22 protein-coding genes are annotated in these 19,701 nt (G+C 72.8%); 6 read left to right on the top strand and 16 right to left on the bottom strand.

Going from position 1 to position 19,701, the window contains the following annotated elements; all coding sequences use genetic code 11:
- The first annotated feature begins 6 nt into the window (after positions 1–6).
- Together RH864_RS04940 and RH864_RS04935 are read left to right on the top strand one after the other, a co-directional pair.
- Positions 7–486, top strand: coding sequence for a DUF4383 domain-containing protein (locus tag RH864_RS04940; protein ID WP_310516414.1), 480 nt, complete (start codon positions 7–9; stop codon positions 484–486).
- A gap of 61 nt (positions 487–547) precedes the next feature.
- Complete coding sequence (locus RH864_RS04935) at positions 548–1,060, top strand: MarR family winged helix-turn-helix transcriptional regulator (RefSeq protein WP_310516413.1); 513 nt, start codon at positions 548–550, stop codon at positions 1,058–1,060.
- A 33-nt stretch (positions 1,061–1,093) separates the two neighbouring features.
- Here the strand turns inward: RH864_RS04935 and RH864_RS04930 are convergent, their stop codons facing one another.
- The 3 genes from RH864_RS04930 to RH864_RS04920 form a co-directional block, all read right to left on the bottom strand.
- Entirely contained in the window at positions 1,094–1,747 is a 654-nt protein-coding gene (locus tag RH864_RS04930; RefSeq protein WP_310516412.1) for an HAD family hydrolase, read from the bottom strand.
- Positions 1,748–1,751: 4 nt separating this feature from the next.
- Positions 1,752–2,459, bottom strand: a complete 708-nt coding sequence (locus RH864_RS04925; protein ID WP_310516411.1) for an SOS response-associated peptidase — start codon at positions 2,457–2,459, stop codon at positions 1,752–1,754.
- A gap of 67 nt (positions 2,460–2,526) precedes the next feature.
- Entirely contained in the window at positions 2,527–3,609 is a 1,083-nt protein-coding gene (locus RH864_RS04920; RefSeq protein ID WP_310516410.1) for an SDR family NAD(P)-dependent oxidoreductase, read from the bottom strand.
- A gap of 74 nt (positions 3,610–3,683) precedes the next feature.
- Between RH864_RS04920 and RH864_RS04915 the strand changes: the two genes are divergently transcribed.
- Positions 3,684–4,262 carry a TetR/AcrR family transcriptional regulator gene (locus tag RH864_RS04915; protein WP_310516409.1) on the top strand — a complete coding sequence of 193 codons (579 nt, stop codon included), beginning with the start codon at positions 3,684–3,686 and terminating at the stop codon, positions 4,260–4,262.
- Positions 4,263–4,407: 145 nt separating this feature from the next.
- Here the strand turns inward: RH864_RS04915 and RH864_RS04910 are convergent, their stop codons facing one another.
- The 8 genes from RH864_RS04910 to RH864_RS04875 form a co-directional block, all read right to left on the bottom strand.
- Positions 4,408–4,737 (bottom strand): PRC-barrel domain-containing protein, encoded by a 330-nt coding sequence (locus tag RH864_RS04910; RefSeq protein WP_310516408.1) that lies wholly within the window; start codon positions 4,735–4,737, stop codon positions 4,408–4,410.
- Positions 4,724–5,188, bottom strand: a complete 465-nt coding sequence (locus RH864_RS04905) for a hypothetical protein (protein WP_310516407.1) — start codon at positions 5,186–5,188, stop codon at positions 4,724–4,726. The genes RH864_RS04910 and RH864_RS04905 overlap by 14 nt, the downstream gene beginning before the upstream one ends.
- Positions 5,185–6,411 carry an Nramp family divalent metal transporter gene (locus tag RH864_RS04900; RefSeq protein WP_310516705.1) on the bottom strand — a complete coding sequence of 409 codons (1,227 nt, stop codon included), beginning with the start codon at positions 6,409–6,411 and terminating at the stop codon, positions 5,185–5,187. Before RH864_RS04900 ends, RH864_RS04905 begins: the two co-directional genes overlap by 4 nt.
- A gap of 356 nt (positions 6,412–6,767) precedes the next feature.
- Positions 6,768–7,241, bottom strand: coding sequence for a hypothetical protein (locus RH864_RS04895; protein WP_310516406.1), 474 nt, complete (start codon positions 7,239–7,241; stop codon positions 6,768–6,770).
- Between the two features lie 427 nt (positions 7,242–7,668).
- Entirely contained in the window at positions 7,669–8,472 is an 804-nt protein-coding gene (locus RH864_RS04890) for a YcnI family copper-binding membrane protein (protein ID WP_310516405.1), read from the bottom strand.
- 103 nt (positions 8,473–8,575) lie between these two features.
- Positions 8,576–9,262: a hypothetical protein gene (locus tag RH864_RS04885; protein WP_310516404.1), complete on the bottom strand. Its 687-nt coding sequence runs from the start codon at positions 9,260–9,262 to the stop codon at positions 8,576–8,578.
- A 263-nt stretch (positions 9,263–9,525) separates the two neighbouring features.
- On the bottom strand, positions 9,526–10,884 hold the full coding sequence (locus RH864_RS04880; protein ID WP_310516704.1) for a pyridoxal phosphate-dependent decarboxylase family protein: 1,359 nt from the start codon (positions 10,882–10,884) through the stop codon (positions 9,526–9,528).
- 252 nt (positions 10,885–11,136) lie between these two features.
- On the bottom strand, positions 11,137–11,976 hold the full coding sequence (locus RH864_RS04875) for an SDR family oxidoreductase (RefSeq protein WP_310516403.1): 840 nt from the start codon (positions 11,974–11,976) through the stop codon (positions 11,137–11,139).
- 165 nt (positions 11,977–12,141) lie between these two features.
- Between RH864_RS04875 and RH864_RS04870 the strand changes: the two genes are divergently transcribed.
- Positions 12,142–12,576, top strand: coding sequence for a hypothetical protein (locus RH864_RS04870; protein ID WP_310516402.1), 435 nt, complete (start codon positions 12,142–12,144; stop codon positions 12,574–12,576).
- A 3-nt stretch (positions 12,577–12,579) separates the two neighbouring features.
- Here RH864_RS04870 and RH864_RS04865 read toward each other — a convergent pair whose 3' ends face one another.
- From RH864_RS04865 to RH864_RS04855, 3 genes are read right to left on the bottom strand one after another with little or no spacing between them, the layout of a single operon-like run.
- Complete coding sequence (locus RH864_RS04865; protein WP_310516401.1) at positions 12,580–13,986, bottom strand: M20/M25/M40 family metallo-hydrolase; 1,407 nt, start codon at positions 13,984–13,986, stop codon at positions 12,580–12,582.
- The gene (locus RH864_RS04860; RefSeq protein WP_310516400.1) at positions 13,983–14,225 is read right to left on the bottom strand and encodes a CDGSH iron-sulfur domain-containing protein; all 243 of its coding nucleotides are present in this window, start codon (positions 14,223–14,225) and stop codon (positions 13,983–13,985) included. Before RH864_RS04860 ends, RH864_RS04865 begins: the two co-directional genes overlap by 4 nt.
- On the bottom strand, positions 14,222–15,244 hold the full coding sequence (locus RH864_RS04855; protein ID WP_310516399.1) for an iron-containing redox enzyme family protein: 1,023 nt from the start codon (positions 15,242–15,244) through the stop codon (positions 14,222–14,224). Before RH864_RS04855 ends, RH864_RS04860 begins: the two co-directional genes overlap by 4 nt.
- A 189-nt stretch (positions 15,245–15,433) precedes the next feature.
- Between RH864_RS04855 and RH864_RS04850 the strand changes: the two genes are divergently transcribed.
- Positions 15,434–16,351, top strand: coding sequence for a DNA-3-methyladenine glycosylase family protein (locus RH864_RS04850; protein WP_310516398.1), 918 nt, complete (start codon positions 15,434–15,436; stop codon positions 16,349–16,351).
- Between the two features lie 143 nt (positions 16,352–16,494).
- On the opposite strand, the gene RH864_RS04845 is transcribed toward RH864_RS04850, so the two are convergent.
- On the bottom strand, positions 16,495–16,908 hold the full coding sequence (locus RH864_RS04845; protein ID WP_310516397.1) for a winged helix-turn-helix transcriptional regulator: 414 nt from the start codon (positions 16,906–16,908) through the stop codon (positions 16,495–16,497).
- 118 nt (positions 16,909–17,026) lie between these two features.
- Here RH864_RS04845 and RH864_RS04840 point away from each other — a divergent pair, with 118 nt between their 5' ends.
- On the top strand, positions 17,027–19,291 hold the full coding sequence (locus RH864_RS04840) for an LLM class flavin-dependent oxidoreductase (protein WP_310516396.1): 2,265 nt from the start codon (positions 17,027–17,029) through the stop codon (positions 19,289–19,291).
- 37 nt (positions 19,292–19,328) lie between these two features.
- On the opposite strand, the gene RH864_RS04835 is transcribed toward RH864_RS04840, so the two are convergent.
- Complete coding sequence (locus RH864_RS04835; RefSeq protein ID WP_310516395.1) at positions 19,329–19,520, bottom strand: hypothetical protein; 192 nt, start codon at positions 19,518–19,520, stop codon at positions 19,329–19,331.
- Positions 19,521–19,701: the final 181 nt, after the last annotated feature.

The following is a 19,701-nucleotide window of genomic DNA, read 5'->3' as shown; positions in this document are numbered from 1 at the left end:
GTCGCCATGCACAGCACTGCTCGTTCCGACGGACGCACCCGCTACGCGGAGACCGCCGTCCAGAAGGTCGCCCTCGTCTACGGCATCGTGTTCCTCGTCGTCGGCATCGCCGGGTTCATCCCGGGTCTCACCGTGCAGCTCGAGACGATCCAGTTCGCGGGACACGAGTCCCAGGCGCTGCTGCTCGGGGTGTTCCAAGTGTCGATCCTGCACAACATCGTGCACCTGCTCTACGGCCTCGTCGGGCTCGCGGCCGCCACCGGCTTCGCCGCCTCGAAGAACTACCTCATCTGGGGTGGTGTCGTCTATGCCGCATTGCTCGTGTACGGGCTGTTCCTGAGTGGAGACCACCCGGCCAACTTCGTGCCACTGAACAGCGCCGACAACTGGCTGCACGGTGCGCTGGCGGTGACGATGATCGTCCTGGGCATCCTGCTCGGTCGGAACCTCGCACGCCGACCACACGAGTCCCGCACAGCGTCGTGACGCGCTCTTGACGCGGCACGGTTTTGGGGAGATAACTGGGGGCGAAGGTAGGGAGGCGCCCGTGACCGCCCAACACGAACCCGAACCGGCCCGCCACGCACCCGACGCGTTGGATGCCGAAGCCGTTGCACGCCTGAGCGGTGCGATCCTGCCCCTCAGGCGTGCGCTCGTGCGGCTTGCTCGAACCGATGTGCGGCTGCCCGAGCTGCCCGATTCGCAGGTCGAGCTGCTGCGCGCGCTCCCGCCGGGAGCGGTGCGACCCCCCGGTGAGCTCGCCTCGGAGCTCGGCCTGAGCCGGCCGGCGGTCAGCAACCTGCTGAAGGCGCTCGAGGCCGACGGGCTGATCACGCGCCATGTCGCCGAGACGAATCGGCGGTACGTCGACGTGCAGGCCTCGAAACGCGCGGTCCGACGGCTCGCGCGGTTCGACCGGGCGAGCGCGAAGCGTCTCGCCGAGGCTGCGCGTGAGCTCTCATCGGGGGAACGGGAGGCGCTGGTCGCGGCATTGCCGGCGCTTGAGCACCTCCGTGACGCGGTCCGCGCCGTGAGCGCGGCGCAGCGCGCCGAGCACTGAACCGGGGCGGCCCGCCGGCCCGCGCCCAGGCGATCAGCGGATGATCTCGTCGAGGTGTTCGAGCAGGTCGGCCGGGTCGTCGTACACCGCGGCGGCGCCCGCGGCGACCAGCTCGCTGTCGGAGACGCCGCCCGAGCGCACGCCGTACGCGCGCACGCCTGCGCGCCCGGCCGCGATCATGTCCCAGGTCGAGTCGCCGACGAACACCGCCTCAGCCGGTTCCGCCCCGGCGCGGTCGAGTGCGACGGCGACGACCTCGGGGTCGGGCTTGGCCGTGTCGACGTCGTCGGCCGAGGTGTGTGCGTAGATCCAGCGATCGGCATCGAGCGTGCGCCGGAGCAGCGCGAACTCCTCCTCGGGTGCCGAGGTCGCGAGCACCGCCCGGAGCTCGCGTTCGGTCACGGCTCGCAGCAGGTCGCGCGCGCCCGGGAGCGCGCGCAACCGCGGCGCAAGGTCGTCGTAGAACGCGGCGTGCAGCGCTCGGGCGCGCGCGTTCCAGGCTTCGTCGCGCTCGCCGACGAGCGATCGCAGCAGGTGTGCCGAGTCCTCGCCGATGGCCCGGTGGATGCGCCACGCGTCGGTCGGCGCGCCCAGCTCGGCGAACGCGTGCTGCCACGCTTCGACGTGCAGGTAGTTGGAGTCGACGAGGGTCCCGTCGATGTCGAACAGCATGGCGCGCACGGTCATCGCGCTACGACTCGAGCGGCTCGATGAGGGTGGGATCCTGCGGGTCGATGCGGCGCTGGTTGTTCACGCGCGGGTCGACCTCGTACTCGCTGATGGTCGGGGCGACCCGGTCGGATGCCTCGTGCAGGAACTCGACCATCGCGGCCATGCCGCCCGCGTCGAGCTTCGTGGGGTCGAGATAGTGGTCGATCTCGTCGAGTGGCAGGTAGACCGGCATGCGGTCGTGGATCTCGCCGCTCGCATCGCGCGCCTCGCGCGTGATGATCGAGGTCGACACCTGCCACGAGCCGTCGTCGAGCTTGCGGGCCGTCGCGATGCCCGCTGCGGCGAGCAGCTCGTCCGGTCCGTGCAGGAAGTGCGCACGCTTCGAGCCGGGCTCGCCCGTCCACTCGTAGTAGCCGCGCATGGGCACGATGCACCGGCCGGACGCGAAGGCGCCCTTCCAGAGCCCGTTCGTCGCGACCGTCTCGATGCGCGTGTTGAACTGCGGGCGTTTGGACTCGCGCATGAACGATGGATGGAAGTTCCACACCGCGGGCTCGAGACGCCGCACGAACTCGCCCGTGTCGGACTTCGCGCGCTCACGCACGATGGGCACGGTGTCGGTCGGCGCGAGGCTGAATCGCGGCTCCCAGTCGGGGAAGTCGTCTTCGGCGTCGAAGACCTCGGTCAGATCGGTGACCTTCTGCGAGACGACGAATCTTCCGCACATGCGCCCAGCATGGCACGGACCTCCGACACCGTGCCGGACTCGATACGCTGCGCTACTCGACCAACGGCTACGTCGCGGACCACCCGCCGTCCGATGCGAGCACGACGCCGTTGACGTTCACGCCGTCGTCGGAGAGCAGGAACGTGATCGACGCGGCGAGCGCCTCGGCCTCGGCCGCGTCAGGCAGGATCGCCATCGCCTGACGCACGCGCTCGGCGCCGAGCGGCGACGCGAACGTCGCCTCGATGTTCGTGATCGTCGGGCCGGGCGCGACCGCGTTCACGCGCAGGCCGCTCGGACCGTACATGAATGCCGTGGACTTCGTGAGCCCGACGACGGCGTGCTTCGAGGCGGTGTAGGCGACGCCCGCGGCGGAGCCGCGGAGTGCGGCCTCCGAGGCGGTGTTCACGATCGAGCCCTTGCCCTGTGCGAGCATGACGGGCACGACCGCGCGCATGAGCTTCATGGTGCCGTCGACGTTCACGGCGAACACGCGCTTCCACACGGCGTCGCTGAGCTCGCCGATCGGCGTCATGTCGTCCATGATCCCGGCGATGTTCGCGAGCCCGTCGATGCGGCCGCCCGCCGCGGCCACGATCTCGGCGACCTTGGCGTCGTCGGTGATGTCGGCCACGAGCGTGACGATCTCCGCCCCCGCGTGTTCGGACGCGAACTCGTCGAGGCGTTCCTGCGAGACATCCACCGCGATGACGCGGCCGCCCTCGCGCGCGATCCTCGAGGCCGTCGCCCGGCCGATGCCGGATCCCGCGCCGGTCACGATCGTCGTCGTGCCGGCGAACCGGCCCTGGTCGATGCGCTCGGTCCACTCGGCCACCGGCACCGCGGCCGGCGTGCCGACGGCGGTGCCCTCGGGCGCCTCGGTCGCGGGCTCAGGTGCTTCGGCGGCGCCTGCGCCGGCCGGGACGTCGCCCGCCGCGGCGCGCGCGACGAGCTGGTCCACCATCTCCTGGCTGAACTGGCCTTTGCTGAGCTTCACGAGCCGTTTGAGCGCGAGCCGGCTCACGGGTCGCAGCACGTCGGGGCTCTGGCCGGCCTGGGCGAGCAGCTCCCGGATGATCGGGCCGCCGACGGGATGTTCGAGCCAGGTCTTGATCGAGTCGTCGCCGGTGAGGGTCTTCGGGTCGCTCATGCGGATGCCTCTCTGTGCCGGTGGAGGCTGCGGTGCAGCTCCGGACATCGGTGTCCGGTAGTACGCTAGCACCCGTGCCTGATCCGGGGAAGACCGCATCGGCGGGCCGCAAGGCCAACCGAGGGCCGAGCGCCGGGCCCGCGAACCGCCGCGCACTCATCGCGGCCGCACGCGAGGTGTTCGCCGCCGACGGCCTCCAGGCGCCGTTCAACGCGGTCGCGAAGCGCGCGGGCGTGGGGCAGGGCAGCCTGTACCGGCACTTCCCCGACCGGTTGTCGCTCGCGCTCGCGGTGTTCGACGAGAACCTCGACCACCTCGAGGCATCCGTCGCCGCGCCCGACGCGACCCTCGACGATCTGCTCGACGCGCTCACCGAGCAGGCGGTCGTCTCGACCGCGCTCATCGACCTGATCTGGCTGAATCGCGACGATGAGCGGGTCACCCACCTCGGCGCCCGGCTCGAACGCATCGCCGACCTCGCGCTCGAACGCGGCCGCACCGCGGGCCGCGTGGGCGAACAGATCGAGACCTCCGACCTCCTGCTCGTCGTCACCATGCTCGCGGGCCTCACCTCGCGCACCGACGAGTCCGATCGTCGCGCCGTCGCGGCGCGCGCCCGCGCCCTCTTCGACGCCGCCCTCGCCCCCCGCTGACCCGCGCGGTCGAGCAGCGAGCGACGGTGCCCCCTGGCCGCCCCTCCGCTGGTCGAGTAGCGAGCGACGAAGGAGCACGCGTATCGAGACCGACTCACCCGGTCTCGATACGCTCGCTGGGCTCGCTCCTCGACCTGCGGGCTGCTCACAGCGCCGGGTCGAGCTCCTCGTGATCGGCGAGCAGGTGCACGGCGTCGGTCTCGAGGCGCGCGACCGACGACCACGGCACCAGGAACGTGCCGCGGTGCCGCCACGCCAGGTAGCGCGCGATCAGCGCCGGTCGCGTCTCCTCGGTCCGTTCATACCCCCAGTACGACGACTTCGTCCGCGGGGACACGACGAAGCCGGCGAGCCGCGCGTCGGCGAGCGGCACCCGAGGCACGCCGTCGATAACGAACCGCACGTCGATCACGTGGCCGAGCCGCTCGCCGCGCGCGTCGCGCACGGGCAGGCCGAGCAGGTCACCCAGGATCATGACGACCTCCTGGAATGCGGCGGATGATCCGGTCGCGCACCCACCGCTCGGTCCACGCCGCATCGAGCCCGGTGCCCACGCTGCCCAGCCGCACCACGATGCCGACCTCGGCGACCAGACGCCAGGGGATGCGCTCCCACCGCGACGCCGGCGGCCGGCCACCGAAGATGCGCGTCGCGAGCACCGGGCCCGTCAGGATGTCCGTGATCACGGGTGGCGCCGCGTCGTGGTCGATCGGCTCGCCGAACGCGATGTCGGTGAGCTCGACGTCGTCGACCGTCGTGATGGGTGTGCCATCGCGATCGAGCACCTGCCGGTCGAGCAGGTGCAGCACGGCATCGAGCACCTGGCCGGCGGCCGGATGCTCCGTGCGGGCCCCGCGCGCATCGGCCCCGCGCCCGTGCTCATCGGCCCCGCGCCCGTTCGCCCACCCGCGATTCCGAGGACTCATGCGCCCGCCCCCGTCGCGATCATGAGCGGGATCGCCGCGAGCGACGCGACGAGGATGATCACCAGATACACGAGCGCGATGGCGTTCATGCCGCGGCCGTTCACATGCTCGCCCATGTACTGGCGATCGTTGGCGATGAGCAGGATCGGCAGGTAGGTGAGGGGGAGCGCGACAGCCGAGAAGACGACCGAGAACTCCGTCACCGCGATCGGATCGACGCCGGTCGCGAGGATGCCGGCGGCCACGATGAGGCACACGATCATCGACAGGTGGAAGCGCGAGGCATCCGCCGGCCGCCGGAACTTGCCCCACGACCAGCCGAAGAACTGCGCAAGCGTATATCCCGACGACAGCGTGGTCTCGAGCGCGGCCCCGAACGTCGCCGCGAGCACGCCGACCAGCACGAAGCAGAGCAGCAGCACGCCGCCCGCGTCGGCGACCGGCAGCACGACCTGCGAGAGGCTCGTGACCTCGATGTCGCGCGGCAGCAGCACGACGGCCGCGCACGCGGCGATCGAGATCGAGAGCAGCCCGCCGAGCGGGAATCCGACGAGCACGTTCGCTCTCGACTGTGCGAGATCCTTCTTGGTCCAGCCATCCTCGATCGCGCCCGACGAGAAGAAGAAGACCTCGTACGGCGTCATCGCGGCGCCGAACAGCGCGACCGCGTAGAAGAGGTAGGTCCAGGTCGTCTCGCCCTGCGGCACGTGCGGCACGAGCTGCCCGCCGAGCGCGCCCCAGTCGGGCTGCCGCATGAACAGCGCGACCACGAACACCGTCAGCGACAGCCCGAGGAGACCCGTGATGTTCTCGAGGAACGAGAACTTCGCCCGCCAGACCGCGATCCACACCCCGAACGCGGCGAGCGGGATCCAGAGCGCCGGCGGCAGGCTCGACGCGAGCTGCAGCGTGAGCGCGATGCCGCCGATCTCGGCGCAGACCGTCAGCAGATTAATGAAGAACGACCCCGTGAGGTTCGCCAGGGCCGCGCGCGGCCCGAGCCGTTCGCGGATGATCTCGAACGTCGCCCGGCCGCTCACCGCCGCGACGCGTCCCGCCATCTGCGCGTACACGCAGATGCCGATCACCCCGACGATCACGACCCAGACGAGCCCGAGCCCGAACCGTGAGCCGACCACCGCGTTCGTCACGAGGTCGCCGATGTCGACGAACCCGCCGATGGCGGTCAGGATCCCGAGCGCGACCGCGAACAGGCTCGCGATGCCGGACTTGCCGCCCGACTTCCCGCCGGACGTGCCGCCGGACTTCCCGCCCGACGTGCCCGCGGGCTCGCCGAGGCTGCCGGACTTGCCGCCGGACTTCCTGCCGGACCTGCCGCCCGGCGTGCCCGTGGCCTGGCCAAGGCTGGCGGACCCGCCTGGCGTCGTACCCGGCGCGTTCGAACGGCCGGCCGTGCCGTGGCGGCCGGACCCGCCCGGCGTCGCGCCCGGCCCGCCGGGACGGCTGGCATCGCCGAGGCTGCCGGACGCACCCGGCATCGCCCCTGGCCCGCTGGAACGGCCCGGCCCGCTGGCCCGACCCGCCGCGCTTGCGCCGGGCTCGCCGGCCTGCCCGGCGCTCATCCGCCGGCTCCCGCATCGACGAGCGCACCCAGCCGGGCGGATGCCTCGTCGAGCTCCCGCAGGGCCGCATCGGGGTCCGTGACGCCTCGCATGCTCTCGCGCGCGGCGTTCACCGCGTCGAGCCCGAGGCGCAGCGCATCGGCGGTCTCTGCGCGGAGCGCGCGGTCGGCCTCGGTCGAGACATCCGCCTCGTCGACCGTGGTGGCGGCGTCGCTGAGCTCGCGTTGCGCATCGTCGAACGCCGTCGAGCTGACGCCGAAGATCGACCGGCCGTCCTGTTCCAGCTCGAGCGCGAGGCTCGCGGTCTCCACGGCGGAGCGGCCCTGCGCCGCGGCATCCGTCATCGTCTGCGCGACCGGCGCGCAGCCCGCGAGCGCGAGGCTCGCGCTCGCCGCCACGAGGAGGACTCCCCACCGCGCGCGCATCCCCCGGCTCGGCGACCCTCCGCCGATCAGCACCGACTGCCGCATAGCGCCACCGTAGCCCGCCCTCCACACGCGCGAGCCCCATTGACGCGGGGCGATTCCCTCTGCCCCGCCGCCCCGCCGCCCCGCCGCCCCGCCGCCCCGCCGCCCCCAGAAGTGTGATGGAGGTCGAAAAGTGTGATGGAGGGCCGTCCGGTTCGGCCTCCAACACACTTTTCGACCTCCAACGCGCTGGGGCGGAGGGTGGGGCGCGGCCGGGGTGTGCCGGGGCGGGGGTGGAGAACGTGCCGGGGCGTGCGGGGCGGCGGGCGGGAAGCGCACACCGGAGCGTGCGCAGCGTGGCGGGCGGGGAGCGGGCCAGCGTGCGCAGGGCGCCGGGACGACGGATGCCTCATCGCAGGCGTGTGCGATGAGGCATCCGTTGCGCATCGGGCGGGCAGGCGGGCCCCGCCGCGGGCCAGCCCGCCGCGGGTCAGCGCTTGGCGGGGCGGCGCCAGGCGATGGCGGCGAACACGACGCCCGCCGCTCCGACGACGAGGCCGCCGATGCCGAGCCAGCGCGCGACCGGGTCGTCGCCCGTGTCCGGCGCGGCGTCGCTGGACCCGGCGTCGCCCGGCTCACCGTCGCCGTGCGCCCCGCCGCCGTGCTCGCCGGCCGAAGCGGTGTCGGCGGCACCGTGCCCGTGCGCGTCGCCGGTCGCCGCCGTCACGACGATCGACGGCGCCGGGCTCGCGGGCTCCGCCTCACCCTCCTCCGCGACCTCGTTCCAGTCGGTCGAGCCCTCGACGCACTCCTGGAGCACCGGGAAGACGAGCGTGTCGCCCGCGGTGTCGGCCGGCAGCTGCAGCGACAGCTCGATGACGTCGCGCAGCCCGTCCGGCAGCGGCGTGACCGCCGTGTAGACCACCTGCGCGTCGCGGTCGACGAGGTTCGCGCCGTGCGAGTCCTGGAGCGGCTCGGGCAGCTCCTCGACGACCTTCTCGATCGTCCAGTTCGGGTTGACGGTCGGGGTGACCCGGTTGACGCCCTCGGGCATGGTGAACGTGAGCTTCGTGGTGGGGCTCGCGCCGCAGCCGTGCGGGACGCTGAAGCTCAGCACGGTGTACGAGCCCTCGGCGGTGCTCGACGGGTCGACGCCCACGTGTGCGGACGCGGCGAGCGGTGCGCCGAGCGCGAGGAGGGCGCCCGCGCCGAGCGCGGCGGTGGCGGTGAGGCCCATGCGGCGGGCGCGGTGGCTGCGGGGCGAGGTGTGGATGGCGCGAGTGCGCGTGGTCATGTCGTCTGCTCTCGGATGGTGCGCGGGCACGCGGTGCGGGCGCGGCAGTGCGGCGCCGGTCGCGGGCGTGCCCGCGCGGGGTGATGATGGTCGGCGTGGCCGCTCAGGCGGCCGCGATCACCACGGGAGGGCCGCGCCGGGGCGTGGCGAGCAGATGCCGGTCACGTGCGGCACGGATCGGGCGAACGCCGACGGGCGCGGGGCGCGCGGGGGCGCGCCGGATCGCGAGCGGCGCACGGGTGAGCACGAGGGCGACACGGATGCCTCGGGCCGACGCCGCGACGGCCGCCAGCACCCGGTCGGCGCCGGCGATGAACGCGATCGTGAGCACGGCGGCGGCCGCGTGGGTGACGACCATCCAGACGCCGGGGTGGGCGGCATGCGCGACGGCGCCCGCTGCCGCCTCCCCGCCCGGGACGGCGAGGGCGGTCGCGGCATCGCCGGAGGCCGGCAGGCCGGCCGGGACGTGGTGATGCGCATGGGCGTGGGGGGAGAGCGCCCGCCCCGAGGCATCCGTCAACGCCGTCGCGGTCGCGCCGGTCGTGCCCAGCGAGTAGAGCGCGTGCAGCGCGAGCTGCGCGCCGAGCGCCGCGACCCCGGCGCGTGCGAGGCCGGTTCGGCGGCCGACCGCGACGACCGCGAACGGCACCGAGAACGCGAGCGCGAGCGCGAGGGTGAGCAGGCCGGGCGGCATGCCGCCGCCGAGTGTGTGCGCGAGCGAGGCCGTGAACGTCGCGAACAGCGCGATCGCGCTGCCGCGCGCGACCCGGGCGCTCCGCTCATTCCGCACGGCTCAAGCGTAACCGGGCGGTCGGCTCCGCCCGCACGCGTGCCTCGGTCGGCCGCGCCGCGTGCCGCGCCGCGCCACCCGGTCCTGGCCGGATTCCTTGCTCAGGAACAGTTCGGCAACACGCCGCGAGGGTCGTGCCGGGGCCGGCGTGGCGTCCCTGGCTTCCTGCGCAAGGAATCGGGCGGGGAGGGCGCGGACGGCGGAAAGATCGGGGAAGTGGGGGACGCACGGGATGGGCGGTCGGGGTCGGGTGGGGCGCGGCGTCACGCCATGGTGTCGAGGATGGCGGTCAGCTGCTCGAACGTGGTGCGCGGGTTCATGACCGCGAACCGGGTGTTCGGGCGTCCCGCGTGCGAGCTCGGCACGACGAACGCGCGCTGCTCGTCGAGCAGCCGGCGCGACCACGCGTCGTAGTCGGCCTTGGCCCATCCGTCGCGTTCGAACACCACGATCGAGAGCTGCGGATCGCGCACGAGCGTGAGGCCCGGGCGGCGTGCGATCTCGTCGGCGATGTCGGCGGCGAGCCGGATCGACGCGCTGATCGCCTCGCGATACGCGGCCGCACCGTACGTCGCGAGCGAGAACCAGAGCGGCAGGCCGCGCGCTCGCCTGGTGAGGTGCGCGGCGTAGTCGGACGGGCTCCACTCGCTCGCCTCGGTGAGCGTGTCGAGGTACTCGGCGTGCTGGGTGTGCGCGCGGCGTCCGGCCTCGGGGTCGCGGTAGATGAGCGCGCACGCGTCGAACGGGGCGAACAGCCACTTGTGGGGGTCGACGATCACGGAGTCGGCGTGCTCGACGCCCGCGAACCGGTCGCGGGCGAGCGGCGACAGCATGGCCGAGAGGCCGTAGGCGCCGTCGACGTGCAGCCAGAACTCGTGGTCGGCCTTGAGCACGGCGATCGAGGCGAGGTCGTCGACGATGCCGAAGTTCGTCGATCCGGCGGTCGCGACGACCGCGAAGACGGATGCTCCGTGCTGGTCGAGCGCCTCGCGCACCGCGTCGCCGTGGAGCACGCCGCCCGCGTCCGGCGCGACCGTGACGATGTCGACGTCCATGACCCGGGCCGCCGACGCGACCGAGGAGTGCGCCTCGGCGCTGCACACGACCTTCCACCGCGGCGGATGCTCACGTCCAGCCTCGGTGGCCGAGAGCCGTGCGGCCTCGCGCGCGGCGACGAGCGCGGAGAGGTTGCCCAGCGTGCCGCCCTGCACGAACACGCCGCCGGCGCCGGCCGGCAGGCCGAACTCGTTCGCGAGCCACGTCAGCACCTCGTTCTCGGCGTGCACGGCGCCCGCGCCCTCGAGCCACGAGCCCGCATAGAGCGCGCTCGCCGACACCACGAGGTCGAACGCGATCGCGGCCTTGGTCGGCGCGGTCGGGATGAACGACAGGTACTGCGGGTGGTCGGTCGTGATGCAGGCGGGCGCAAGCACGTGCTCGAACACCGAGACCGCGCGCTCGGCGCCGATGCCCTCTTCGTGGATCGTTCGCCCGGCGAGCCTGGCGAGCTCGATCGGGGGGAGGGGGCGGTCGAGTGGCGTGTCGGGGTCGAGCATGCGGCGGCGGGAGTAGTCGAGCACGAGGTCGACGAGGTGCGTGTTCTCGTCGGTCACCTCGTGCATGCGCGCGGGCGGATGCTCCCGGTCGGGATGACCGGGCCGGCTCGGGGCGCTGGGATCGCCGTCGGCGTGGTCCGTGGCGTGATCGGCGGCGTGGTCCGTGACGGTCACAGTGGTCCTCTTCCTCGATGCAGGCGGTTCCCGTCAGCGTCGCACAGCACACCAGAAACGCAAAGTACGCGCGATGTTTGTGCTCGACGCGCAATAAAGTTGCGAACAACCACCCGTGCGCGGTGAAATCCGAAGCTTGCCGCGTCAGCCGAGCGAGCGCCAGTCATCCGACATGATGGCGGCACCGGCCTGCGGCCCCATCTGCAGCATCCCACCGTCGACGACGATCGAGGCGCCGGTCACGTAGGCCGCCGCCGGCGACGCGAGGAATGCGATCACCGCCGCGACCTCGCGTGCATCGCCGGGGCGCCCCGCCGGGATGCCGGGCCGGTCGACGGTGTGCGGGTCGACGTCCTCATTGCCGGTCATGGGGGTCGCGATCTCGCCGGGCGCGACCGCGTTGACCGTGATGCCGTGCGGCGCGAGCTCGAGCGCGACCGACTTCACCAGCCCGCCGAGCCCGTGCTTGGCGGCGTCGTACGCGGACGATCCCACCATCGGCTGGTGCTCGTGCACGCTCGTGACCGCGATGATCCGGCCGCCGGCCGCGCCGTCGACGAGATGGCGGGCCGCGCGCTGGATGCAGCGGAACGCACCGTCGAGGTCGACCGCGACCACCGATCGCCAGTCCTGCAGCGTGAGGTCGAGGAACGGCTTCTGGATGCCTCGCCCCGCGTTGTCCACGCACACGTCGAGCCCGCCGAGATCGGCGACCAGCCGGTCGACGACCTCGGCGCACTGTTCGAGGTCGGCGGTGTCGAGCCGAGCGAGCGCGGCGCGGCGCCCGGCGGCCTCCACTTTGCGGGCCGTGTCCTTCGCGCCCTCCTCGTCCGAGTGCCACGTGATGCCTACATCCATGCCCGCATGCGCGAGCGCCACCGCAGTCGCCTCGCCGATCCCCGAGTCGGCTCCGGTGACGATCGCGCGTCGCGGCCGGAACTCCGGTCGCCGGCGGTCTCGCCCGTTCGGGGTGGGATCGCTCATGCCACTGCCTCTCGCTCGCGGATCGGGCCGCCCCCTCGCCCGTGCGGCCGTCGGAGGTAGCCAAGCAAGGCCGCCGGCCGCGCGACAGCGCGTTGACACCGCACGTGCCGCACGGTAGCGCGGGCGATCCGCTCGCCGCCTCCGAAGTACTGATATGTTAAAACTATGACTGTGCGTGATCAGGTCCGATCCGGTGTGGTGCTGGCCGCCATCGGAGGCATGCTCACCACCGTGCTCGCCTCGGCGGCACCGGCCGGTGCCGCCGAGGGCGACGCCTGGACCGCGGGGGATCGGTACTATCAGGTCGTCTTCGACCGCACCATCCCGGCGCATCAAGAGACCGGGTGGCGTGCCGCATGCCCCGACTCGCATCCCTACCTCGACGCGGGTGCCGGCGTGCAAGGGTGGAACATCGGGCAAGGCGTCGAGATGGTCCGCAGCAGCTGGAAGATCGACGCCTGGTATACGGGCCACCAGATCTGGCCCGAGGGCGCCGCCTCGGCGATCTGGGGCACGGCGAGGAACTGGCTGGTCGGCGATGATGCGATCCGGCTCACCATGGTGTGCACCAGGGTCCACGCCAACGTGTGGTGGCCGTGATCCTCACCTCCGGGCGGGCAGCGCTTCGGCGAGCCTCGGGAGCCAGGCCGCGATGGACGCGGCGCCCTTGCGGAGCATCTCGAGGCTCACGCTCTCGTCCGGCGCGTGCCAGTGGTCCTCGACGAGCCCCGTGCCGAAGAACACGACGGGCGCGCCGACCACGCGCGCGAGCAGGTCGGCCGGGCCGCCGCCGCCGTTGCCCATGCGACCCACCGCGGCGACCGGCACGTCCCACGCCTCCGCCATGGCCTCGGCGAGCGCGATCACCGCGGGATGATCGTGCGGGGTTCGGTACGGCGGGCCCGCGGTGTCGAGGGTCACCTCGAGCGACCACTGGTCGCGAGGCATCCGCTCGGCGAGCCACCGGTCGAGCTGGTTCGCCACCTTCTCGGGCCGTTGCGCGTCGACCAGCCGGACGCTGATCGATGCGGTGGCCGACCTCGGGATGACCGCGCGCGGCCGGCCGTCGACGTCGCCCGCGCGGATCTCGATGACGTCGAGCGCGGGGCGGATCCAGAGGCGTTCGGGCACCGTGTACCCGGGCTCGCCGACGATACGGTCGGTCCGCGAGCGTTCGACCCAGTCGGCCTCGTCGAAGGGGAGCTCCGCGAGCTCCGCGCGCAGGTCCTCATGCGGCTCCACGTCGTCATAGAACCCCGGGAGCGTGACCCGGCCGTCCTCACCGCACAGCGCCGCGAGCGTCCGGGCGAGGATGAGCGTCGGGTCGGGTGCGGCGCCCGACACGGCACCGCTGTGCACGTCGTGCTGAGGCCCGAACACGGTCAGGGTCGCGCCGACCATGCCCCGGATCGACAGGCTGACCGCGGGATGGTCGGCGTCGAGCAGCATCGTGTCCGTGAACACGACGAGGTCACCGCCGATCCGGTCGCGATGCTCGTCGAGGAGCGCCGCGAGGTTCGGCGATCCGAGCTCCTCCTCGCCCTCGATGAGCCACCTCAGGTTGACCGCGGGCGCGTCGCGCCCGGTGGCCGCCAGGTGCGCGCGCAGCCCCCAGAGGTGCGCGAGCACCTGGCCCTTGGCGTCGGAGGTGCCCCGGCCGAACACCCGACCGCCGCGTTCCACGGGCGTGAACGGGTCCGTCTCACGCCACAGCTCGTGCTTCACCGCGCGCACGTCGTGGTGGCTGTAGACGAACACCGTGGGCAGCGAGGCATCCGTCACCCACTCGGCGAAGACCGCGTGCCCATCACCCTGCGCCCAGAGCTCGACGAGCGGGAACCCGGCCTCGCGGCAGCGCGCGGCGAGCTCGGCCGCCGACCAGGTGACCGCCTTGGTGAGATCGGGGTCGCCCGCGACCGACGGGATCGCCACCCAGCGCATGAGGTCCTCGGCGAGCTGCCGTTCGTGCGCCGCGAGGAAGTCGTGCGCACGGGCCGCGCCCGTGCTCATGCCGGTGTGTCGAACACCACCGCGGGTGTGCGCTCCGGCCGGATGGTGCGGAATCCGATGACCTTGTGGCTGCCGTCGCAGAACGGGCGGATCGCGGACGCCCCGCACCGGCAGAGCGCGACCGTCTTCCGGTGCGGATCGACCGGCTCGCCCTGCTCGTCGAGGATCTCGACCTCGCCGCGCACGATGAGCGGCCCGTTCGGGCACGCGAACACCGATGGCGCCTCCGCGCGCGTCATGGCGTCGCCTCCCCGGCGGCGGGCACGGGCTTCCGCAGCGCGGTGCCTCCGGCTTCGAAGGCCGAGCGGATGCTGCCCCAGAGGCGACCGTCGACGGTCAGGCAGGCGGATGCCCCGAAGAGCACGTCGTCCGCGAGTGCGGGCTCGTCGTCGGCGAGGCCGCCGCCGAGGTCGCGCGCCGCGATCTGCTCGTGCACCGCGTCGGCTTCGACGTGCTCGTCGAAGTAGTCCACCGCGTCGTCGTCGAACCCCAGCCGGCGCAGCCCCGCGGCGTACGCCTTGCACGGGATCGACGAGGTCATCTCGTACGCGGCGAGGTGGCCGGCGATCGCGCCGCGCAGGCGGCGGTGCAGGCCGAACATCGACATCAGGTTCATCGAGGAGTACACCAGTGCGGGAACGTGGTCGGCGTACGCGCCGTACCGGTCGTCGAGCCCCATCGTCCGCATGGTCTTGGCGAACACCTCGGCGTGCAGCCGGTCGGGCCGGCCGCCGCCGTACTCGTCGGCCTGGATCTCGACCAGTGCGGCCTTCGCCCGGCCGTGCAGCCGAGGGATGGCCCAGCTGTGCGGGTCCGCCTCTTTGAGGGTGTAGATCGAACGGTGCACCATGACCTCGCGGACCTGCTCGGCGGTCGCGTCGCGCTCGACCCAGGTCGACAGCCCGGGTCCATCGTCGGCTGCCTCGACGAGGGCGACGAGCGCCTCGGGGACGTCACGCGTCGCGTGCGGCTGCGGGATCAGCTCGCGCAGCTCGGCCTCGTACGCCCGCTCGAGCTCACGCCGGAAGGCGAGCACGCCCGGCTCCCACTCGAGTTCGTCCGCGACACCGGCGATGCCGCCGTAGTGCAGCTCGTACAGCAGGAACAGCGCGAGCTGCACGTCGTCGTCCTCGAGCATGCTCGACGAGCGGCGTGCAGCGGAAGCCGCGACAGCCGGGTCCAGCTCGGCCGCGGACGTGCCGAGCAGCCGTTGCAGCACGAGCTCGCTCACCTCCCCCCGTGCCTCGGGCGGCCGCATGGGCCAACGCTCGTCGGTTCGAACGGCTCCCGGTGCCGAGATCGTCACATGTGCCCCCTCAGTGTGCTGTTGCCCGCCTCACGCTAGGGAACCGGGACCGGCGCCGAACGGGGCTTGACCGGCCCTCGGAGCAGGTGTACCCGGGTGCGCGCACAGCCCGCTGTCGGCCGTACGGTGCACACTTGTCCGGTGCACGCCCCCCACACGCTCGAGTGGCGGCCGAGGCATCCGACCGATCTGCACCAGACCGTCGGCAGCCTCCGCCGCGGGCCCGGCGACCCCACGTATGTCGCCGACGCGTCGGGTGCCGTGTGGCGCACCACGCGCACGAGCGCGGGCCCGGCGACGATCCGGCTCACGCAGCCCGACCCGGGCGTGCTGCGCTGCGAGGGGTGGGGCGACGGTGCCGCGCTCGCCGTGGCGCAGGCGCCCGAGCTGATGGGCGACCGCGACAACCCGGCCACGTTCGAGCCCGGCCTCGACCTGCTGCGTGACGCGCACCGGCGCAACCCTGGGCTGCGCATCCCGCGCACGGCGGCCGTCTTCGAGGCGCTCGTGCCGGCCATCCTCGAGCAGAAGATCATCACCCTGCAGGCGCACGCCTCCTGGCGTCGGCTCGTGCAGCGGTTCGGCGACCCCGCGCCGGGGCCGGTGCCGCGGCCCATGTTCGTCATGCCCGCCGCCGAGACCTGGGCGAGGGTGCCGACCTGGGAGTGGCATCGCGCGAACGTGGACCCCAAGCGGGCACGCACGATCGTGAACGCGGCGCACTTCGCCGCGAAGATCGACGCCGCAGCCGGGATGCCGGCCGAGGCCGCGGCCGCGCGACTCATGCTCTTCCCAGGCATCGGCCCCTGGACCGCAGCCGAGGTCGCCCAGCGCGCGCTGGGCGACGCCGATGCGGTCTCGGTCGGCGACTTCCACCTCTCGAACCATGTCGGCCACGCGCTCGCCGGTCGAGACATGAGCGACGACGAGATGCTCGAGGTGCTCGCGCCCTGGGCGGGACACCGCTACCGGGTCATCCGATTGCTGTTCGCCGCCCGCGTGCCGGGCCGTCCGCGCCGCGGTCCGCGGCTCGAGTTCGTCGACCACCGCGCCCACTGACCCGCCGTTGGTCGAGTAGTGAGCGCCAGCGAGCGTATCGAGACCCCGGTGGGCCGCTCTCGAGGCGCCTCACCGGGTCTCGATACGCGTGCTCGTTCGTCGCGCGCTACTCGACCAGCGGGGGGACCCGACTTCGTCGCGCGCTACTCGACCGACGATGCGGCGCGATCGCGGGCCGTGTCCTGCGCGTGTCCCCATTCGGCGAGCGGCTGCAGCAGCTCGATGAGCTGGATGGCGCGTGAGCTCGGGGTGTAGCTGACCGAGACGGGGGTCGTTGCGCGCACATGCCGTTCGATGAGCCCTTCGCCCTCGAGCTCGCGCAGGCGTGCGGCGAGCAGCCGGTCGGAGATGCCCGCGATGTGCGCGCGATACTCCGAGAATCGGCGGGCGCCGCGCACGCCGGCGAGCAGGATGGCCGCGTTCCACTTGCGGCCCGCGAACTCGACGGACGCCGTGAACCTGCGGCACGCTTCTTCGTCGATCTGTCCGAGCTCGTGGAGGCGGGTGCTGCTGCGGTGCCGGGCGAGCTCGTCGATGGACGCGTGCGCTCCGGACATCTGGGACCGTCATTTCACTAACTTCGAGTAAGTAGCTTACCTCGCATCTGCGCTGGCGAGGCATCCGGCGCAGGATTGAGGCACCCCACGATCAGAGGCACCCCACGATCGGAGCACGATGCACTACGGACGCCCCCTGCAGTTCGGCACCTTCATCACGCCCGCCAACGACCCGCCGCAGACTCCGGTGCGCCTGGCGCAGGTCGCCGAGGCGGCCGGCTTCGACCTCGTCACCTTCCAGGACCACCCGTACCAGCCGCGCTTCCACGACACGTGGACGCTGCTCACCTGGGTGGCCGCTGCCACCGAGCGCATCCACGTCGCCGGCAACGTGCTCAACGTGCCGCTGCAGCGGCCGCCCGCGGTGCTCGCGCGCGCGGCCGCGAGTCTCGACCTGCTCTCGGGCGGGCGCTTCGACCTGTCGATCGGTGCGGGCGGCTTCTGGGACGCGATCGAGGCGATCGGCGGCCGGAAGCTCACCCCGGGACAGGCCGTCGACGCGCTCGCCGAGGCCATTGAGATCATCCGCGGCACGTGGGACGCCGGCAATCGAGAGCGGTTCGTGGTCGAAGGCGAGTACCACCGGGTCGACGGCGCGAAGCGGGGGCCGGCGCCCGCGCACGACATCCCGATCTGGATCGGCGCGCTCAAGCCGCGCATGCTGCGGCTCATCGGCCGCGCGGGCGACGGCTGGCTGCCCTCCCTCGCGTACGTGCAGGAGGGGGAGTACGCGCGCTCGGCCGCGGTCATCGACGAGGCCGCGGTGCGGGCGGGCCGCAACCCGGCCGAGATCCGCCGGCTGCTGAACGTCGGCGGCCGGTTCGCCCCGCGCCGCGGCGGCATGCTCGACGGTCCGCCCGAGCAGTGGGTCGAGCAGCTGCTGCCGCTCGCGGTCGAGGACGGCGTCGACACGTTCATCCTGGCCAGCGACGACCCGTCGACGATGCAGCGGTTCGCCGCCGAGGTGGCGCCCGCGCTGCGCGACGCGGTCGAGCGCGAGGTGGGTACGGGCGCGCCGCCGGTGCGCGCACCCCGATCGAGCCTCGCACTCGCGAAGCGGCGCGAGGGCATCGACTATGACGCCGTGCCCGCGTCGCTCGCGGCCGAGGCGATCGAACCGGGCGACGCCGCGTTCGCCCGGGTGCGTTCGAACTACCTGCGGGGCGGCACGCCCGGCCTCGTGCTCCGGCCGGCCGACGCGGCCGAGGTCGCCGAGGCGGTCGCGTTCGCGCGCACCCACACGCACGTGCCGCTCGGCGTCCGCAGCGGCGGCCACGGCATCAGCGGGCGGTCGACGAACGACGGCGGGCTCGTGATCGACCTCTCGCGCCTCCGCGGGATGACGGTGCTCGACGAGCGCGCGCGGCTGGTCCGCATCGAACCCGGCGCGCGCTGGAAGGAGGTCGCCGCGTTCCTCGAGCCGCACGGCTGGGCGCTGAGCTCGGGCGACTACGGCGGCGTCGGGGTCGGCGGGCTCGCGACCGCGGGCGGGATCGGATGGCTCGTGCGCGAGCACGGCCTCACCATCGACCATCTCCGCGCGGTCGAGGTCGTGCTGGCCGACGGTTCGATCGTGCGGGCGAGCGCCGACGAGCGACCCGATCTGTTCTGGGCCATGCGCGGGGCAGGCGGCAACATGGGCATCGCGACGGCGTTCGAGTTCGAGGTCGACGAGGTCGGCGAGGTCGGCTGGGCGCAGCTCGTGTTCGACGCGAGTGACACGGCAGCGTTCCTGCGGGCCTGGGGCGACTGGATGGTGGACGCGCCACGCGACGTCACGAGCTTCCTGCTGATCGGCGGGGCCCGTCCGGGACAGCCCCGCTACGCGCAGGTCATGGCGATGATCGACTCGGCCGACCCCGACGTCGTCATCGAGCGTCTGCAGCCGCTCGCCGCCGCGGCGCACCTCGTCGACCAGGACGTGCGCATGACGACCTATCGCGCGGTGATCTCGAACTCGAGCGACCAGACGCACTCGGCGCAGGGCGAGCCCCTCACCCGATCCGGCATGGTCGGACGCATCACGCCCGAGTTCGCGGCCGACGCGGCGCGATTCCTCGACTCGGGGGCGACGTACTTCTTCTCGGTGCGTACGGTCGGCGGCGCGGTGCACGACGTGCCCGCGGAGGCGACCGCGTTCGCCCACCGTGACGCCGAGTTCTCGATCTCGGCGTTCGGCACCAGGGCGATGCGCACGAGCGAGCAGTGGGACGCGCTCATCGCCCCGCACTCGACGGGCGCGTATGTGAGCTTCGAGACCGAGCAGGGTCCGGAGCTGCTCGCGCACGCATTCCCCGCGGCGACGCTCGAGCGGCTTCGTGCGATCAAGCGCGAGGTCGACCCGGGCAATCTCTTCCGCGACAACGCGAACGTCGGCGTCTGATCCCGGTGGCGGTGGCGGGTGGCGGCGCTCGAGCGGCTCACTCGAGGTAGAGCCGCAGCTGCTCCTCGGTGACCCCGATGCCCGCCTCGCCGAGACGCTGCCGCAGGAGCTCCTCCTCGTCGTCCGCGTGACCCATGCGCACGTCCTCCTGCACCTGCGCGAGGATGCCGCGGATCTTCTCCTCGCGCGTCGCCTCGGTGGCGCCTTCCTCGATGGGGCCGTCGGTCATGTCATCCTCCAGTGCGCTGGGCGGTCGGGTCGCGGGCCGCGGCCCGTCCCCCATCCTGGGCGGGGGGTCGGGCGGTCGTCGAGGCGTTGACAGCGCGGCCGGTCGCACGCAACGGATGCCTCGCGGTGAACTGACCCCCGGGAGTTGGACTGAGTAATTCAGTTTCGGCTCCTGGGGGTTG

The sequence above is a fragment of the Agromyces aerolatus genome (assembly GCF_031432255.1).
Lineage (GTDB): Bacteria > Actinomycetota > Actinomycetes > Actinomycetales > Microbacteriaceae > Agromyces.
This window is presented reverse-complemented; position numbering and strand designations above follow the sequence as displayed.

Bases quoted from the DNA above. Each gene is read 5' to 3' on its own strand.
- RH864_RS04940 (WP_310516414.1), top strand. From the start codon at position 7: ATGCACAGCACTGCTCGTTCCGACGGACGCACCCGCTACGCGGAGACC.
- RH864_RS04930 (WP_310516412.1), bottom strand. From the start codon at position 1,747: ATGACCGTGCGCGCCATGCTGTTCGACATCGACGGGACCCTCGTCGAC.
- RH864_RS04925 (WP_310516411.1), bottom strand. From the start codon at position 2,459: ATGTGCGGAAGATTCGTCGTCTCGCAGAAGGTCACCGATCTGACCGAG.
- RH864_RS04920 (WP_310516410.1), bottom strand. From the start codon at position 3,609: ATGAGCGACCCGAAGACCCTCACCGGCGACGACTCGATCAAGACCTGG.
- RH864_RS04910 (WP_310516408.1), bottom strand. From the start codon at position 4,737: ATGATCCTGGGTGACCTGCTCGGCCTGCCCGTGCGCGACGCGCGCGGC.
- RH864_RS04905 (WP_310516407.1), bottom strand. From the start codon at position 5,188: ATGAGTCCTCGGAATCGCGGGTGGGCGAACGGGCGCGGGGCCGATGAG.
- RH864_RS04895 (WP_310516406.1), bottom strand. From the start codon at position 7,241: ATGCGGCAGTCGGTGCTGATCGGCGGAGGGTCGCCGAGCCGGGGGATG.
- RH864_RS04890 (WP_310516405.1), bottom strand. From the start codon at position 8,472: ATGACCACGCGCACTCGCGCCATCCACACCTCGCCCCGCAGCCACCGC.
- RH864_RS04880 (WP_310516704.1), bottom strand. From the start codon at position 10,884: ATGCACGAGGTGACCGACGAGAACACGCACCTCGTCGACCTCGTGCTC.
- RH864_RS04875 (WP_310516403.1), bottom strand. From the start codon at position 11,976: ATGAGCGATCCCACCCCGAACGGGCGAGACCGCCGGCGACCGGAGTTC.
- RH864_RS04870 (WP_310516402.1), top strand. From the start codon at position 12,142: ATGACTGTGCGTGATCAGGTCCGATCCGGTGTGGTGCTGGCCGCCATC.
- RH864_RS04865 (WP_310516401.1), bottom strand. From the start codon at position 13,986: ATGAGCACGGGCGCGGCCCGTGCGCACGACTTCCTCGCGGCGCACGAA.
- RH864_RS04860 (WP_310516400.1), bottom strand. From the start codon at position 14,225: ATGACGCGCGCGGAGGCGCCATCGGTGTTCGCGTGCCCGAACGGGCCG.
- RH864_RS04855 (WP_310516399.1), bottom strand. From the start codon at position 15,244: ATGCGGCCGCCCGAGGCACGGGGGGAGGTGAGCGAGCTCGTGCTGCAA.
- RH864_RS04845 (WP_310516397.1), bottom strand. From the start codon at position 16,908: ATGTCCGGAGCGCACGCGTCCATCGACGAGCTCGCCCGGCACCGCAGC.
- RH864_RS04840 (WP_310516396.1), top strand. From the start codon at position 17,027: ATGCACTACGGACGCCCCCTGCAGTTCGGCACCTTCATCACGCCCGCC.
- RH864_RS04835 (WP_310516395.1), bottom strand. From the start codon at position 19,520: ATGACCGACGGCCCCATCGAGGAAGGCGCCACCGAGGCGACGCGCGAG.